The organism is Corynebacterium sp. HMSC074C04 (assembly GCF_001838295.1).
Taxonomy (GTDB): domain Bacteria; phylum Actinomycetota; class Actinomycetes; order Mycobacteriales; family Mycobacteriaceae; genus Corynebacterium; species Corynebacterium amycolatum.
The window spans coordinates 466,990-482,378 of the sequence record NZ_KV836270.1; the positions used below are offsets into that span (position 1 = coordinate 466,990).

At 57.1% G+C, this 15,389-nt stretch carries 17 protein-coding genes, 1 pseudogene and 1 riboswitch; of the genes and pseudogenes, 9 read left to right on the plus strand and 9 right to left on the minus strand.

Features of this window, described 5'->3' with window-relative positions; translation table 11 throughout:
* Positions 1 to 489, minus strand: a 489-nt coding sequence (locus tag HMPREF3011_RS03320) for a hypothetical protein (protein ID WP_246821396.1), incomplete at its 3' end; no start/stop codon positions are given.
* A gap of 10 nt (positions 490 to 499) precedes the next feature.
* Positions 500 to 1,218, minus strand: a pseudogene (pnuC, locus tag HMPREF3011_RS03325) (nicotinamide riboside transporter PnuC).
* Positions 1,219 to 1,228: 10 nt separating this feature from the next.
* Positions 1,229 to 1,398, minus strand: a riboswitch (FMN riboswitch).
* 96 nt (positions 1,399 to 1,494) lie between these two features.
* Here pnuC and HMPREF3011_RS11340 point away from each other — a divergent pair.
* The 3 genes from HMPREF3011_RS11340 to HMPREF3011_RS03335 are packed head-to-tail and all read left to right on the plus strand — an operon-like array spanning position 1,495 to position 3,296.
* Entirely contained in the window at positions 1,495 to 1,617 is a 123-nt protein-coding gene (locus HMPREF3011_RS11340; RefSeq protein WP_246821397.1) for a YwiC-like family protein, read from the plus strand.
* Complete coding sequence (locus HMPREF3011_RS03330; RefSeq protein WP_246821399.1) at positions 1,590 to 2,288, plus strand: YwiC-like family protein; 699 nt, start codon at positions 1,590 to 1,592, stop codon at positions 2,286 to 2,288. Before HMPREF3011_RS11340 ends, HMPREF3011_RS03330 begins: the two co-directional genes overlap by 28 nt.
* Before the next feature lie 51 nt (positions 2,289 to 2,339).
* The gene (locus HMPREF3011_RS03335; RefSeq protein ID WP_049181359.1) at positions 2,340 to 3,296 is read left to right on the plus strand and encodes a MinD/ParA family ATP-binding protein; all 957 of its coding nucleotides are present in this window, start codon (positions 2,340 to 2,342) and stop codon (positions 3,294 to 3,296) included.
* A gap of 36 nt (positions 3,297 to 3,332) precedes the next feature.
* Here HMPREF3011_RS03335 and HMPREF3011_RS03340 read toward each other — a convergent pair whose 3' ends face one another.
* From HMPREF3011_RS03340 to ftsE, 4 genes are all read right to left on the minus strand, one after another.
* Positions 3,333 to 4,460 (minus strand): enoyl-CoA hydratase/isomerase family protein, encoded by a 1,128-nt coding sequence (locus HMPREF3011_RS03340; protein ID WP_038626259.1) that lies wholly within the window; start codon positions 4,458 to 4,460, stop codon positions 3,333 to 3,335.
* A 90-nt stretch (positions 4,461 to 4,550) separates the two neighbouring features.
* Positions 4,551 to 5,456 carry a polyphosphate kinase 2 gene (gene ppk2 / locus HMPREF3011_RS03345; protein ID WP_038626261.1) on the minus strand — a complete coding sequence of 302 codons (906 nt, stop codon included), beginning with the start codon at positions 5,454 to 5,456 and terminating at the stop codon, positions 4,551 to 4,553.
* A gap of 83 nt (positions 5,457 to 5,539) precedes the next feature.
* Positions 5,540 to 6,442, minus strand: a complete 903-nt coding sequence (ftsX, locus tag HMPREF3011_RS03350) for a permease-like cell division protein FtsX (RefSeq protein ID WP_038626263.1) — start codon at positions 6,440 to 6,442, stop codon at positions 5,540 to 5,542.
* 48 nt (positions 6,443 to 6,490) lie between these two features.
* Entirely contained in the window at positions 6,491 to 7,180 is a 690-nt protein-coding gene (ftsE, locus tag HMPREF3011_RS03355) for a cell division ATP-binding protein FtsE (RefSeq protein ID WP_038626265.1), read from the minus strand.
* 418 nt (positions 7,181 to 7,598) lie between these two features.
* Here ftsE and HMPREF3011_RS03360 point away from each other — a divergent pair, with 418 nt between their 5' ends.
* On the plus strand, positions 7,599 to 8,972 hold the full coding sequence (locus HMPREF3011_RS03360) for an HNH endonuclease signature motif containing protein (RefSeq protein ID WP_038626267.1): 1,374 nt from the start codon (positions 7,599 to 7,601) through the stop codon (positions 8,970 to 8,972).
* 2 nt (positions 8,973 to 8,974) lie between these two features.
* Here HMPREF3011_RS03360 and prfB read toward each other — a convergent pair whose 3' ends face one another.
* Positions 8,975 to 10,087, minus strand: coding sequence for a peptide chain release factor 2 (gene prfB / locus HMPREF3011_RS03365; RefSeq protein ID WP_038626269.1), 1,113 nt, complete (start codon positions 10,085 to 10,087; stop codon positions 8,975 to 8,977).
* A gap of 47 nt (positions 10,088 to 10,134) precedes the next feature.
* Between prfB and HMPREF3011_RS03370 the strand changes: the two genes are divergently transcribed.
* A complete protein-coding gene (locus HMPREF3011_RS03370; protein ID WP_038626271.1) occupies positions 10,135 to 10,995 on the plus strand; it encodes an inositol monophosphatase family protein in 861 nt (286 codons plus the stop codon).
* A gap of 10 nt (positions 10,996 to 11,005) precedes the next feature.
* Positions 11,006 to 11,806: a histidinol-phosphatase gene (gene hisN, locus HMPREF3011_RS03375; RefSeq protein ID WP_038626273.1), complete on the plus strand. Its 801-nt coding sequence runs from the start codon at positions 11,006 to 11,008 to the stop codon at positions 11,804 to 11,806.
* A 42-nt stretch (positions 11,807 to 11,848) separates the two neighbouring features.
* On the opposite strand, the gene HMPREF3011_RS03380 is transcribed toward hisN, so the two are convergent.
* Positions 11,849 to 12,187 (minus strand): ArsR/SmtB family transcription factor, encoded by a 339-nt coding sequence (locus tag HMPREF3011_RS03380; RefSeq protein ID WP_016423238.1) that lies wholly within the window; start codon positions 12,185 to 12,187, stop codon positions 11,849 to 11,851.
* Positions 12,188 to 12,259: 72 nt separating this feature from the next.
* On the opposite strand from HMPREF3011_RS03380, the gene arsB reads away from it, so the two are divergent.
* Positions 12,260 to 13,327: an ACR3 family arsenite efflux transporter gene (gene arsB, locus HMPREF3011_RS03385; protein ID WP_038626275.1), complete on the plus strand. Its 1,068-nt coding sequence runs from the start codon at positions 12,260 to 12,262 to the stop codon at positions 13,325 to 13,327.
* Positions 13,328 to 13,342: 15 nt separating this feature from the next.
* Positions 13,343 to 13,771: an arsenate-mycothiol transferase ArsC gene (locus HMPREF3011_RS03390; protein WP_070841136.1), complete on the plus strand. Its 429-nt coding sequence runs from the start codon at positions 13,343 to 13,345 to the stop codon at positions 13,769 to 13,771.
* On the opposite strand, the gene HMPREF3011_RS03395 is transcribed toward HMPREF3011_RS03390, so the two are convergent.
* On the minus strand, positions 13,768 to 14,274 hold the full coding sequence (locus HMPREF3011_RS03395; RefSeq protein WP_038626279.1) for a hypothetical protein: 507 nt from the start codon (positions 14,272 to 14,274) through the stop codon (positions 13,768 to 13,770). The genes HMPREF3011_RS03390 and HMPREF3011_RS03395 overlap by 4 nt on opposite strands.
* Positions 14,275 to 14,484: 210 nt before the next feature.
* On the opposite strand from HMPREF3011_RS03395, the gene HMPREF3011_RS03400 reads away from it, so the two are divergent.
* Positions 14,485 to 15,389: DUF418 domain-containing protein (locus HMPREF3011_RS03400; protein WP_070841137.1), on the plus strand; the 905-nt coding region annotated here is incomplete at its 3' end.

Below are 15,389 nucleotides of genomic sequence, written 5' to 3' on the forward strand. Positions count from 1 at the left end.
GGTAGCAATGTTTTCCGCTTTCCGACGGAACTTGCGGACCTTCTCCTCACGCTGACGCTTAGTCTCTGCCGCGTCATTTTGCCGCTCGCGCTCACGCTCAAAGGCGGCGACATCGCGGGCCTCCGCGTCGGAAAGCCTCTTTGAAGCGTGTGCCGCGGCGTCCCACGATTCCTCCAGCGACTCCGCGAGGTGCAACATGGCATCGATGCGCTTTTCAACTTCGCGCAACTTCTCGCGGTAGCCCCGTTGAATGTCGTAGCGGCGCATGATGCGGCGGGCACGAGTGGCCTCATTGCGCCAGGTGATGATTGCGCCCTCAGAAATCGACTCATCGACGACGAAACGCATCGTCCACGGGTCGACATCAGCGCTGGCCAGATTGTTGCGTACCCGCTCCTCGCGGTCGAGGACGTCCTGCACGAGACTGCGGGCACGCTCTTCGGCTTGATGGGCGCGGTTGGTACGGGAGTTATCTGGTCGGAAGCTCACCTGGACTATCCTACCGCTCGGCTGCTGCCAAAGCCGGTACTTGGTCGGTCTCGGAGCTCTTCTGCTGGTTATTGTCGTGCTGGTGCTCGAGTCGAACCCAGGAGACAAAGCCCCAAATAACGAAGCATCCGTAGAAGAGGTACAGCGCTGCTGACGGGTAGTAGCCACCCTTGAGCAGCAACGGCACTCCCACGGCGTCAACGGCAATCCAGATCAGCCAGAATTCGTTCCAGCCGCGGGCCATGCCCAGGTCGCTAGCATCGAACCGACGAAAATCCAGGCATCGGCCCATGGCCCCCACGAGCCCAGCATCTCAAAGACATTGGCACAGATCACTGTGGCGAAGATAGCCACGGCAATCATCCCAATGCGTTCCGTTGCCGTCGCCCACCGCGGCTCAATTGCGACCTCATCACCGCTCTGATTGCGGCTCTTGACCCAGCTGAACCACCCGTAGAGACTGACGACGATAAACATGACCTGACGCCCAGCCTGGCCATAGAGATCAAGATTTTGCGGCGTGTGGAAAACTCCGCCGAGGAAGACGGTAAACAGCAAGGCATTTCCGATAATGCCGACCGGCCAGGCCCATACCTTGCGTTTCATACCTAGGAAGGCACACGCGAGGCCAAAGAGGTTACCAACAATTTCTCGAATTAAGATTGGTGCTCCCGCCACACTGAGCTGTGCAGTGAGGAAACCCACCAAAAAATCCGACACGTATTCCACGAATTATTCAACTCCTTCTCTTTCATCCGGACTATGACCGTCGGTTTCGGATTCCAACCGAAATCTGCTTGTCCCCTACCTGATGACCCTTCTGGCCACAGGTAGGGCGCTCGTGGACTTGTCTGCGTCAGCCGCAGCTTCACCACCGGTGAGGAATTTCACCTCGCCCTGAGAATGCGAGTTCAACGTTAGCACTGTCGCCTTGTGCGCATGTGCATTTTATTCAATGAGGATCTAATACAGTCCCGACATATTTACGAATCTATAATGCGTAGTATGAGCCAAAAGCCCCGCCAGCCACGTCCTTCCCGCCCCGCCCGCTGCTCCCACCACAAGCGCTCCGCTGGCTGGGTTCCGGACCAGCACGGCGCTTGGTTCATGGTCACCATTCCCCGCTGACTGCACTCGCGCTCAACCCCACATGGACAGGCCTTGCCGTAACCGCGACGTGGCTGCTCGGCTACTTCGCATTTTTCGCCGTCAGCGTCTGGCTCCGCTCTCGTCGCCAACGCCGCCATCTGGCACCCGCCGCCACATACACCGCGCTCACCGCCGTCGCTGGCTGCATCACTCTGCTTGCCGACGTTTCCCTTCTCACCTGGGTCGCCCTCATCGCCCCTCTTGCCGCTATCGCTATTTGGGAGACCTACCAGCGCCGACCGCGCTCACTTCTCTCTGGTGTCTCCACTGTTCTAGCCGCCAGCCTCATGGTGCCCATTATCGCCGGGCCAACCCCGAAAGCCTGGGCAATTGCGGCTATCTACGCTGGATATTTCGTCGGCACCGTGCCCTATGTGAAAACAATGATTCGCAAACGCGGCAGCCGACAGTGGCTCATTGGCTCGGTCACCTACCACGCCCTCATTACCGCTGCGGCCATCATCGGGTGGATCCTGCTCCGCGACCGGAATCTCATCAGCATCGGTGTGCCCATTGTCACCATTGGGCTTCTCATCAGGTCTTTTGCCATGCCAATCTCCGGTGCTCGCCGCGCTAAGCCGTGGACACCCAAACAGGTCGGAATTCTCGATGCTGTCTTTGGGCTCGCCGTGGTCCTGGCCGCATGGTAAAAACAACGGCGGGGATAAACTTTGGGGAATTTTGGGGAGGGGACGAAGTCTATGACTTCCACCAAACACGCAGTCACTCACGCAGTTTCCGTCTCAGACTTGGCGGTTAGCCTGAACTCGCGGCAGGCACCACAGTCGGGCTGGCGCAGCTGGGTTCATAAGGCTACCTGGGGCGCAATTTCGCCGCGGGAATCATCGTCGGCACGCAAGCAACGCGAGCTGATAGAGCGGGTGCGACAGCCTATCTACGGTGACTACAACATCGCTGTTGTCAGCGTGAAAGGTGGCGTCGGCAAGACGTCGACAACCATGTGCCTGGGCGCCACGCTTGCAAGCCTGCGCAGTGACCGAATCGTCGCAATCGACGCGAATCCGGACTTTGGCACCCTCGGCGCACGCGTCACCGCGGCCAATCCCGCATCAATTCGCGATCTGCTCCGAGCCCCGGATACGGACAAATATGCGCAGGTCCGCGCGTACACATCTCACACTCCATCGCGCCTGGAGGTTGTCGGCAGCGACCAAAACCCGACATCGACGATCGCGCTTTCCGACGGTGAATACTGCGCAGCCCTCGACATCCTTCGGCGTCATTACAATGTGAGCCTGACTGATTGTGGTACCGGCCTGACGCAGCCCATCGCCGCTTCGATTCTTTCTGCGGCCAATTGCCTGGTGCTGGTCACCACGCCCGCACTGGACGGCGTGAAAAGCGCCTGGACGACGTTGGATTGGCTTTCAGCGCACGGCTTCGAACGGCTGGTTTCTACCACTGTCGTGGTGGTCAACGAGCTAAATAAACAGGGGCTGTCCACAGAGACCGTGCACGAACTATTTGCCCAGCGCTGCCGCGCAGTGCAGGTCATCCCCTATGACCCGCACATTGCGAATGGTGCAAATATCGAGCTGGACAATCTCCAGCCCGCCACTACCCAGAGCTATCTCGAATTGGCGGCCATGATTGCCGATGATTTCGCGCCGACGACTGGCCGCCACAGCTTTGTCTAGCACTGGCCTATTTAGCCCTATTGAGCGCAATCTTATTTAGCTCAGGTGCTGACGAATCCCCTCGACATCGACCTCCTGAACGGAGGCGGGCTTGAAGGTGGCGTCGCGGTCCTTGTCCACCAAAACCGCCCGCACGCCTTCGGCAAAATTGGGGTGCTGACGCATGTAAGCGCCGAGCTTCATCTCCCGGTTCAGAGCCTCCTGCAGCGTAACCTCCGGACCCGCGTTCGCTGCATAGAGCTCCACTGCCGCCACGAGACTCTCCGGGTTGGCGGGTGCCAGCAGATCGCGGAAGGTCTCCACTGTTGACGACGCACAGGAGCCAGCCTCTGCGACTTCGTTGAGAGCACGCTCAATCTCCAACCAGCTATCAGCGCCGAAGCAGGCCTCGATGCAATCGCTCCACTCGGCCAGCTGCGCCTCACCGAGCAGTTCACGAGCCTCAGCCGAGTCCACATCGAGCGCATACTCCGCAAGCGCCGAATCAATTCCATCTCGGTCCAGTGCCGCGACGAACTCGTCCAGTTGCGCGGATGGCACCGCATGCGTTGCCCATCCAGCCCACAGCATGTCCGCCGCAGTTAGGCGGTAACCGGTCAGTCCTGCAAACCGAGCAATCGCCGGCGAAGGCCCTCCCAACTGAGTGTTCACATGCTGCGAAAAATAGGTAATACCCACGTCAGGCACAAAGCCGATTGCCATTTCTGGCATGGAGGCGCTGGCTCGCTCAGTCACGATTCGGTGGGAGCCGTGCATGGAAACTCCCAGGCCACCGCCCATAGCGATGCCATCAATAATCGCGATATATGGTTTGGACTGCGCAAATTCCGCAATCATCGCGTTCATCTGGTACTCGTCCCGGAAGAACTTCTCCCCCTGCTCCGGAACACCATCGAGCACAGCCTGCCGAACTGCGCGCACGTCACCACCGGCACAAAACGCCTTGGGGTGACCGGATGAAACAACAATGTGATCCACCGAGTCGTCGTCACGCCATGCGCGGAGCCCCTCGACGACCTCGGTGACCATATCCAAATCGAGCGAATTAAGCGCCTTCGGCCTGTTCAGCCGAAGGTGGCCTGATTGCCCGTGGACTTCTCGCAGCACCTTTGGCTCATTGACCTCGGTGCGTGCAGTGCCAGAACCGTTATCAGTAGCAGTCATGCCACCCAGTGTGACACAGATAACTATCTATGGAAAGGCTCTGGCTTGATGGAACGACTGACGGCGGCGAGAAATGCCTAAACAAAGAAGCTACTTCTTCTTGCTCTTCTTGTCCTTCTTATGCTTCTTATGCTTCTTGCCCTTCTTATCGGACTTGCCTGCACCCTTCACACGGTCAGCTTCGAGCTTCGCGGCAACGTCCGGCACATAGCGGAATTCAGTACGCGGCGGACGCTCGTAGCTCCCCTCAGACTCCGGACGCTCCGGAATTTCCGGAACATCCCGCTGAATGTGCTCGTACGGAATGGTGGTCAGCAGGTGGTTGATGACATTGATACGCGAGCGCTTCTTGTCCTCGGACTCAACCGTGAACCACGGTGCGGACGGGATATCGGTGTGGATGAACATCTCATCCTTAGCGCGGGAGTAGTCCTCCCAGCGAGTGATGGACTCCAGGTCCATCGGCGAGAGCTTCCAGCGGCGCAGCGGATCTTCACGACGGGACTTGAAGCGAGCAACCTGCTCCTCGTCCGACACGGAGAACCAGTATTTGCGCAGGATAATGCCGTCTTCAACCAGCAGACGCTCGAAGATTGGAGCCTGGTGCAGGAAGCGACGGTACTCCTGCGAGGTACAGAAGCCCATGACGCGCTCAACGCCGGCGCGGTTGTACCAGGAGCGGTCGAAAATCACGATCTCACCAGCAGTCGGCAACTTTTCGACATAACGCTGGAAGTACCACTGCCCCTGCTCACGGCTCGTCGGAGCCGGCAGAGCCTCAATGCGACAGGTACGGGGGTTCAGGTACTGCGTGATGCGCTTAATAGCCGACCCCTTGCCGGCAGCGTCACGCCCCTCCATCACGATGACAATTCGGGCACCGGTTTCTACCACCCACTGCTGCATTTCGACGAGCTCTGCCTGGAGCTTTTTGAGCTCGGCCTCATAAGCCTTCTTGTCGAGCTTCGGTGGGCGCTGGACGTCGTCATTATTCATAGTCCTCAGCTTACCTGGCACCCTGCCCTGACCCTATTCACCGGGTTTAACCGAGGGGTCTAATCGCAAACCTAATTGGAGCCCTAGTCACGCGAGTAAAAACGCAGCGTGACCTGCGCAACAAGCCCAGCAAAGACCATGCCGATAATGACCACGATTGGCGCCACCACACCAATATCGCCGTTGGTCAGCGGCGCCAGAAGCTGTGCCTTGTACAGGTTACTCAGCGCCGGATCGATGACCGTCGCCTTACCCAGGAACAGCGCACCGATGGCCAGCAGACCACCAATCAGCGACGCAATCACCGCCTCGAGGACGAACGGCGCCTGTGTGAACCAGCGGCTGGCACCGACCATGCGCATAATCTCAACTTCCTTACGACGCGAGAACGCCGCAATCTGGACCATGTTCGCAATCAGGAACACAGCGGCAACGGCCTGCACCGCCGCCAGCAGGAAGGTCGCATTTCGCACCGAGTCCAGGTTCTGAGCTGCAGTACCGATCTCTTCATGCTGGTCAGTAACGTGGTCGACCTGTGGCAGCTCCCGAATCGGATCCAGCGGGCTGACATCGGTCGGGTCGCTCAGACGCACCATCACGACAGCAGGCAGCGACTCCGGCGTCGCATTTTCTACGAGCACGGGGTCGCTATCCTTAAACATCTCCACGAAGTGGTCAAAGTTTTGCTGACGATTTCGGAAGGTCACCGAATCAACGCCGTCAGTCTCTTCAAGCTTGCCGACGACCTCAGCACACTCCGGCGAGGAGCAAGTTTGGTCCTCGGCGGAGATTTGTTCATTCAGTTCGATCTGCACTTCTACGCGATCGAGATAGAGATCCTTCGTGCGGCTGGTCTGCTCAGTAACCAGGATGCCGGTCGCAAGCAGCGCCAACGACACCGCGGTCGTAATAATCATCGCGATGGTCATCGTGATGTTTCGGCCCAAGGAGGAGAAAGCCTCACCGAGGACAAAGCGAGTCTTCATAGGTCAGTAATACCTTTCGAATGAGTTCTTCTACCGATGGACTGTCTGTTAATTGTTCAGGCCGTAAACACCCGTGGCGTCGTCACGCACGAGACGCCCCAGCTCCAGCTCCAACACGCGGCGACGCATGGAGTCGACGGCATCGTTGTCGTGAGTCGACACGATAACGGTCGTCCCCATGCGATTGATGCGGTCAAGCAAGAGCATGATGTCACCGGAAGTGCTTGGGTCGAGGTTGCCGGTGGGCTCGTCGGCAAGCAAGATGAGCGGGCGGTTGACGAAGGCGCGAGCAATGGCAACGCGCTGCTGCTCACCACCCGACAACTCGTGCGGGTAGCGATTTTCCTTGCCCGAGAGCCCGACCATTTCAAGCGTTTCCGGAACAGCTTTGTCGATTTTCGCCTTCGGCTTGCCAATAACCTGCAATGCGAACGCGACATTTTCGTACACGGTCTTCTTTTGCAGCAGGCGGAAGTCCTGGAAGACGTACCCCACCTTTTGACGCAATTTCGGGATGTTGCGGCGAGAGATCTTAGTCAAATCCTGGTCTGCAACCGTCAGTTTTCCTGAATCCACTTTCTCTTCACGCACCATAAGGCGCAGGAATGTCGACTTACCAGAGCCCGACGGTCCAATAAGAAAAACAAACTCACCTTTATCTATGTGGACTGAAACATCGTCGAGAGCTGGTCGGCTAGAAGTCGAGTAGGACTTGGTAACCCCGTCGAAAGTGATCATAGATAGACACTCTAATCACTTAAGCCACTCAAGTCACTCTGGAATGCGTGGAATTGGGCGCCGGAATAGCGAGGCTGCGGAGCTAGGTGACATTGCCCCCCCCAGAGCGCGCGACCACACAGAAGTGCACGCTACGACAGTATTCGAAAGAATTTTCTCAAGAATCTCTACCCCCCTTTACTTCGCCTGCATGTTCGATTAAAATGAGCGATGAAAGATTAAACGCGAGGATTAAAAACACCAAATAACGTCGCCGAGCTGCTTAAAGCTCGGAAAACTGACACTCAGAGTTAGTCGAAAATATTTTCCCTACCTCTTCCTTATTTCAACATTTCAACATCCAGGCCTTATCTTTCAGGGGGATTCAACAATGGCCAGCGGGGAACATATACCACGGAAACGCACTTACGCTGCGGCGATGGAAGCAACAGCGCCACGCTTTCACCATGAGATTTCTCAAACAGCACCAGCACGTCTTGGAATTGGCCGTAATCGAGCTGATCTGCAGCTTGCCCTTGCTTGTGTTCCGTCTTCTTCAACAAAAGATGTCGAAGATTACATCGCCAAAATCGCTCCAGCTCTTGGCATGTCGCGCGGGAGAACACTCCAGTACATCGATATCGGGATGCAGCTAGAGCGGCTCCCGCGGTTGAAAGAGCTTCTGCTCAAACGCGCACAGCTACCGCTTCCCCACATGCGGGTCATTGCCACAGCCCTCCTCCCCTTGGATGACGCCTCTACTGTGAAATATTTCGAAGACCATCTCCTCGAACTGATCACGCCGCGAGTCGATGGTGAAGTTCTTCGCGGGGTTCGGAGTCTTCAACAGAATATTCAGCGATTTATTAATGAAGTCAGCCCGCTATTGCGCCCTAAAAATGAGTACGACCCGCCGATTACTTCGTTTCAAAAAGGCATCGAGCAAAAAGCTGGCGAATCTATAAAGTTCGAGTTAAAGGACAACCTCACTGAAGTCACCATGGAACTGATGCCTGAGCGGGCAATTGAGTTTCAGAAGGTCTTGGAAGAAATTACCGCTGATCAGGACTGCGACTTCGTCGAGGCTTTTTCACACCTTCTGCACGGGACTGCTCAGGTCACCGCCACGTTGAATCTGTACTGCCCACTTACTCAAGACAAGCCACAGGAGGCATGGATCGGCGGTCTGGGGTGGATCAACAAAATCGCCACTGAATCCTGGCTCGATCGAGTCACTAGCATCCGGCTACTAGCGGACGAGAAAACGGAAAAGTACTCGCCAACAGAGCGACAGCGTACTTACGTCCAAGGTAGAGACGGCACCTGCCGCTTTCCCGGATGCGATGTCGATGCAACGAAGTGCGACATCGACCACATTCAGCCGTATAACCACGAGAATCCCGAAGAAGGTGGCCAAACCGAAACGCCCAACCTCCATTGCCTATGCCGCCGGCACCACAATCTAAAAACGGCCGGTCTTTGGAATGTCGTGCGCGATATCGACGGCGTGGAGTACTGGACCTCCGCCACTGATCAAAGCACCGAAAAAGCTGCGCTTATCAGTACAGAAACAGGACCGCTCTCCGGCCACGGTCGCTACTCTTTCGACCTGCGCAAGACAAAGAAAGCACAGACACTCAAGGAATACAACGAGCAGAGGTTGGAACACCTCCGCGAATCACAGGAGCTGACAAATCAGGCTCGCGAAGAACTGGGAATGAACAAAAACGAGAGAAACGGAGAAGCCGACGAGCCCACCACACCGGAAACACCCAAGGCACCGGAAGCGCCCGAAGACGAACCGCCCTTCTAGCACTACTCCCCTTCGGACTGCTGGGCCATGCGCCAGCGAATACCGGCCTCGATGAACCCGTCGAGGTCCCCGTCGAGGACCGACTGTGGGTTGTTGACTTCGTATTCGGTACGCAGATCCTTCACCATCTGGTACGGGTGCAGCACATAAGAGCGCATCTGGTTACCCCACGAGGCATTACCACCGGCGCCAAGGGCGTCCAGCTCCGCGCGCTCTTCCTGGCGCTTCTTCTCCAGCAACTTCGCTTGCAGAACGCGCATGGCAGATGCCTTGTTTTGGTGCTGCGACTTCTCGTTCTGACAGGTCACCACTATGCCGGTTGGGACGTGTGTAAGCCGGACCGCGGAGTCCGTGGTGTTCACCGACTGTCCGCCTGGGCCGGAGGAGCGGTAGACGTCGATACGCAAATCTGACTCGGGGATGTCGATGTGATCTGTTTCCTCGACGACCGGCAGCACCTCTACCTCGGCGAAGGAAGTCTGGCGGCGCCCCTGGTTATCAAAAGGACTGATGCGAACCAGACGGTGTGCGCCCTGCTCGACCGAGAGGGTGCCGTACATGTACTCGCCATGGACGACGAAAGTAGCGGACTTAATACCGGCCTCTTCAGCGTAGGACGTGTCGTAAACCTCGACCTTATGCCCGTGTTTGTCGGCCCAGCGCAGGTACATGCGCATGAGCATCTCGGCCCAGTCAGCGGCATCCACGCCACCGGCACCGGAGCGGATGTTGATGACCGCCTCGCGCTCGTCGTAAGGCCCCGAAAGCATCGTCGTGACCTCGAGGGATTCGATGTCGGCACGCAGCTCAGCGCGTTCGGCATCGGCCATCTCGACGGCGTCGGGGTCGCCCTCCTCTTCCGCGAGTTCGTACATCACGGAGAGATCGTCGAGGCGCCCGCGCAGCGAGTCAATCTTTTTCTTCTTCGCCTGCGCCTGCGACAGTGCACTGGTGACCTGCTGCGCGTGGTCGGGGTCATCCCACAGCGACGGGTCGGCGGCCTGGGCTTCCAACTCCCTGATCCGGTCGGAAAGCTCGTCGACATCGACCACCTTCTCAATGGTGGTCAGCGTCGCGTCGAGTTCTTTGAGGTCAGCATTCAGATCCGGGTTCACGGGTACTACCTTAGCTATACCTCCTGTTTCGGTGCACAATAGGACGTATGTCTGAATCCACCGCCAGCCAAGATTCCAGCCAAGACCTAGAACTCTTTCTCTCCCAAGTTTCCGAGTCAATTGTGGCATCGGATACCAGTGTTGCGGTTGCCATCGTGAAGCGTGCCGCTGCCATTGCTGCTCGCATGCGCGACGAAGGCCTGGTCACGGAGTACAAGACATCGATTTCCGACGTCGTCACCGCGGCCGACCGCGCAGCGGAGAAGTTCGTCGTCGAGGCCTTGGCCGCGCTCCGCCCGGAGGACGGCATTCTTGGCGAGGAAGGGTCGGCGAAGGAATCCCAATCGGGTCGCACGTGGGTGATTGACCCTGTCGATGGCACCTACAATTTCACCACTGGTTCGGACTACTGGTGCAGTGCGTTGGCGCTGGTTATGGGCGATGCGAGCAATCCGGATGAGGTCATCCTCGGTGCGGTGCATCGCCCGGCAACGGGCGAAAGCTGGATTGGCGGCCCCAATCTGCCGACCAGTCGTATCAACATTGACGGCACTATTGACGACCTTCGAGTCACTGACCATCCGCTCTCGGAAGTCTGCGCAGCGACCTACCTCCACACCGCGGTGGTGAACTCGAGCGAGGAATCCGAGGTCACGGCCACAAAGTCCTGGCTGGATGCGGTGTCTCGCAGCGCTACCTGGCGCATGCTGGGCTCAGCGTCGGTGGATATGGCCGGCGTAGCCGATGGCCGCATCGGCGTATGGTTCCAGCGCGACGTCGCGGCCTGGGACTGGCTGCCGGGATACGCACTTATTAAGGGCGCAGGCGGCGAATGCACGTCGGTGGGGCGCTGGAAGCTCGCGGGCTCAAGCGGCCAGGTCGCAGAGTTACGTGAGGTTCTGCGCTAGAATTTCGGCCATGACCACCTCTTACTCCGAAGATCTCGCCCTCGCACTCTCGCTTGCCGACGCAGCCGACGACCTCACAATGTCCCGCTTCGAGGCGGCCAACCTAGTCGTCGAGTCCAAGCCCGACCTCACACCGGTCTCCGATGCCGATATCGCGTGCGAAAAGCTGCTCCGCGAGATTCTGTCGGACAAGCGCCCGAGCGATGAGGTCCTCGGCGAAGAATTCGGTGGCGAAGCTGTGTTTGAGGGCCGTCAGTGGGTCATCGACCCCATCGACGGCACGAAGAACTTCGTGCGCAATGTCCCGGTCTGGGCCACCTTGATTGCCCTGTTGGAAGACGGCAAGCCGGTTGTCGGCGTGGTTTCCGCCCCTGCGCTGGGACGTCGCTGGTGGGCGTCCAAGGGCGACGGCGCATTCAAGCGCGTGCAGGTCGGCGGCCGGGAAGCCGCTGAGAGCCGCATTGAAGTCTCGAAGGTAGCAGATGTCGCGGACTGCTCAATCTCCAACTCTTCGCTCACAGGTTGGGCCGAGCGCGATTTGCGCGACAACTTCATCGGTCTCACCGATGACGCCTGGCGCCTGCGCGGCTATGGCGACTTCTTCTCCTACTGCCTGGTAGCGGAGGGTGCGGTCGATGTCGCCGCGGAGCCGGAGGTTTCCCTGTGGGACCTGGCAGCTCTTGCGATTCTGGTGGAGGAAGCTGGCGGCCGCTTCACTTCTCTAGCGGGTGTCAACGGGCCGCACGGCGGGGACGCGGTTGCGACGAATGGGTTGCTTCACGACGCCGTCGTCAAGCGCCTGAATAGGTAACCAGAGTTTTCCAACCTATCGCAATTTGCGACGAGCGGCTCACTACCTCCCGTCCGCGTGACCGATATCCAGGATACGTCGCAGCTCAGCAAATACCTCAGGGCGTACCTCATGGGTTACTACCCGTCCACTCTTAGATCTAGTTAGCAGCCCGGCATCCGCCATGGTCTTTAAATGATGCGACACCGTAGGCTGACTAAGCCCAGAAACAGCGGCCAGCTCCCCCACGGTCATCGGGCTACAGCCAGCGGCAGCGAGCTGAGACAAAATTTGCAGGCGCGCCGGTTGCGCCAGCGCTTTGAAGAGCGTTGCCGCAGCCTGCGCTTCCGCCGCGTCGAGAGGCCGACCGCCAAGTGCACAGCATTCTGAGATTTCGTCCATACCTGTTGAGGCTACACGGCCTCCCCTCTAAATATATTGACAATCATCGATATATTGGTTACACAGGAAACTATGACACAGACTACAAAGTCACTCAGCTTCCTAGATCGCTTCTTGCCGCTATGGATTGCAGCTGCAATGGCAATTGGCCTCATTCTGGGCAAAATTGCACCGTCACTTGTGAACTGGCTGGCAGAGGCAAAAATTGCGACAATTTCCGTACCAATCGCCATCGGCTTGCTGGTCATGATGTACCCACCGCTCGCAAAGGTTCGATACGACAAAACGGGCAAAATTTTGACATCCAGGAAGCTGATGGGCATCACAGTCTTCCTCAATTGGATTCTCGGCCCCGCACTGATGTTCGCCCTTGCCTGGATATTCCTCAGTGATAGTCCAGAACTGCGCACTGGCGTGATCATCGTCGGTCTCGCCCGCTGCATTGCAATGGTTTTGGTCTGGAACGACCTATCTTGCGGCGATACTGAAGTCGCTGCCGTACTGGTGGCCGTAAACTCGCTATTTCAAATTCTCATGTTCGGCGCTCTAGGGTGGTTCTACCTGCAGATTCTGCCCTCCTGGTTGGGACTGGAAACCACTTCCGCCACCTTTTCTTTTTGGGCAATCGCACTATCCGTAGTGGTATTCCTCGGTATTCCGCTTCTAGCTGGCGCAGCATCACGCATAATTGGTGAACGCACCCGTGGTCGCGACTGGTATGAAAATGAGTACTTGCCCAAAATCTCGCCATTGGCGCTTGCCGGCCTTCTATACACAATCGTGTTGCTCTTTGCGCTTCAGTCACAGCAGATTCTTGAGAATCCCTGGACCGTTGCAAAAGTGGCGCTACCACTAGTGATCTACTTCCTCGCCATGTTCGCAATCGCTCTCACTTCGGCCAAGGCCGCGGGCATGAACTACGCAACCTCCGCATCGATTGCCTTTACGGCTGCCGGGAATAACTTCGAGTTGGCAATTGCGGTTGCGATTGGCACCTTCGGCCCATTGTCCCAGCAAGCACTTGCGGGAACGATTGGACCACTTATTGAAGTACCCGTACTCGTTGCACTTGTCTACGTCACCCGCTGGCTCGGGCCGCGCCTTTTCCCCAATGACCTTTCCGTACCGGACAAACTATAGAAAAAGGGTTCTGAAATGAAGGAAATCCCGAAGGTACTTTTCATCTGCGTGGCAAATGCCGGTAAATCCCAGATGGCCGAGGCCATTGCGCGTGCAAAATATGCCACGCAGTTCATCGCCCTTTCAGCAGGAACGAACCCCAAAACTACTACCAATGCGCTTGCAGCCAAATCAGTTGCAAAAATCGGCGCCTCTATGGACGGTGTATCACCAAAACCCATTGACCCCACGATTCTCCGAACTGCAGATCGTATTGTCATCATCGGCGATGCCGCTCATGTAGAGCTCCCCTCGGACGCTCATGGCTCACTCGAGCGTTGGCTTACTGACGAGCCTTCAAAACGAGGCATCGAAGGAGAAGTGCGCATGAATCTGATTCGCGATGACCTCGAGCGCCGTATCTACAAGTTAGCTGTCGAACTCCGTTCCACTAAGAATTCCTAAGCGGCAGAATCCAACAAAAGCCTCCTTATCGCCAGCGTAAGCCACACGACTGCGCCGACGCCTGCGATGAGACCGAGGAGCAGGAATATCAGACCGACTCCCCAAAGCCCGGTGATGTCGTCAGTGCCGGCGATGATGCTCCAGCACAGGGTATAGCCGGCGACCGCTGCCCACCAGGTGGGCAGCAGGTTCAGAGTTGGGGCGGGCACGCGCATCATGGCAGAGGCAGTGAGGATGACCATCGCGAAGCCACTGCAGAAAACCTGCCATGGCGAGTAGTTGTATTCACCCTCGGGCATCCACGCGAGCGTACAAAAGCAGATTAAGAATGCGGCGACAAAGACGAAAACCGTGTGCCCATATGCGATGCGCTCGCCGGACTTTTTGGCCAGCCACGCGGTACCCACCCACGCGAGAGCGGTGGGGATGGCAATAATCAACAGGTACGCGAGGAAGACTCCTGGCACCTCAGCCCAGGTGAAACTCGTCAGCATCGATGTCATGCCACCAGGCTACGCCTGCCTCTTAGCTTTTGAGCGCGCTAGTTTCCCAGTAAAAACACAGACGAAACACTGCGTTTTACACATGCTCACTTAATGTATTGCCAGATTCAGCTGCTACAACTAGAAAGTCGTTTTCAATACGCCGTTTGTAGAGAGTGCTTTTTACCAAAGAGCACCTCCCTATAAGTTGTAGTAAAGGAGAAATCTGGGGTGAATAAACCTACCCGAATCGTGGGGCTTGATATAGCGCGCTCACTCGCCATCATCGGCATGATTATTGTCCATATGGCCTCACTACTTTGGAGCACAAAGGTTGTGCTCTCTGGCCTACCCTCATCACTGTTCGCCATCATCGCCGGCGCCACAATGATAATCATCGGCCGTAATTACAGCAGCACTACCTTCTTGCGTCTAATCACCCGCGGTGCCCTTATCATTCTCATCGGCCTGGCACTATTGCCGGTCGGTGGAGAAATTCAGGTGGTCCTCGTCATCATGGGCCTGGTAATGATGCTGGTTTCCTGGATGCCAGCGCTCGGAACCTGGTGGCGAGTCGGCTTCTTCATCGCCGCAACCATCGCCGCCACAATCAAGTACGCGCCTATGACGCTGCCACAAATTTATCCGCTACTCGCGTGGATTGCATATTTCATCGGCGGCATGCTGCTTTACGACGTCTACTTACGCGGTCGTCTGCAAAGCACTTCCACCTCTGAGACCAGCGCCAATACTCGGTTGAGCTGGATTGTTACCGCTGTCAGCGTTGTCATCACTGCCGTCGGCATGTACTTCCGATTTAATCCCGAGATTGCTGGCTGGCTCCGCTTTACCGGACACACTGGCGTCTTCGGCGAAATCATTCTCTCCGTCGCTGTTGCCGCTGTTGTGTTGCACTTGTGCCTGTTCGTAGGCGATCGTTTCCCAGCTGTGGTTTACCCATTCGCGGCTATGGGAACAATGTCACTGACTATCTACATCCTGCACGTTCTCACCGCGTTTTATTGGCAACAGAATGTGCTATTGCATTCCACGTTGTCCGCAGCAGGTTTCATCGTATTCTTCCTCGTCATTGCTAGCCTCTGGAAGAAATTTGTCGGACAGGGCCCTGCCGAAAA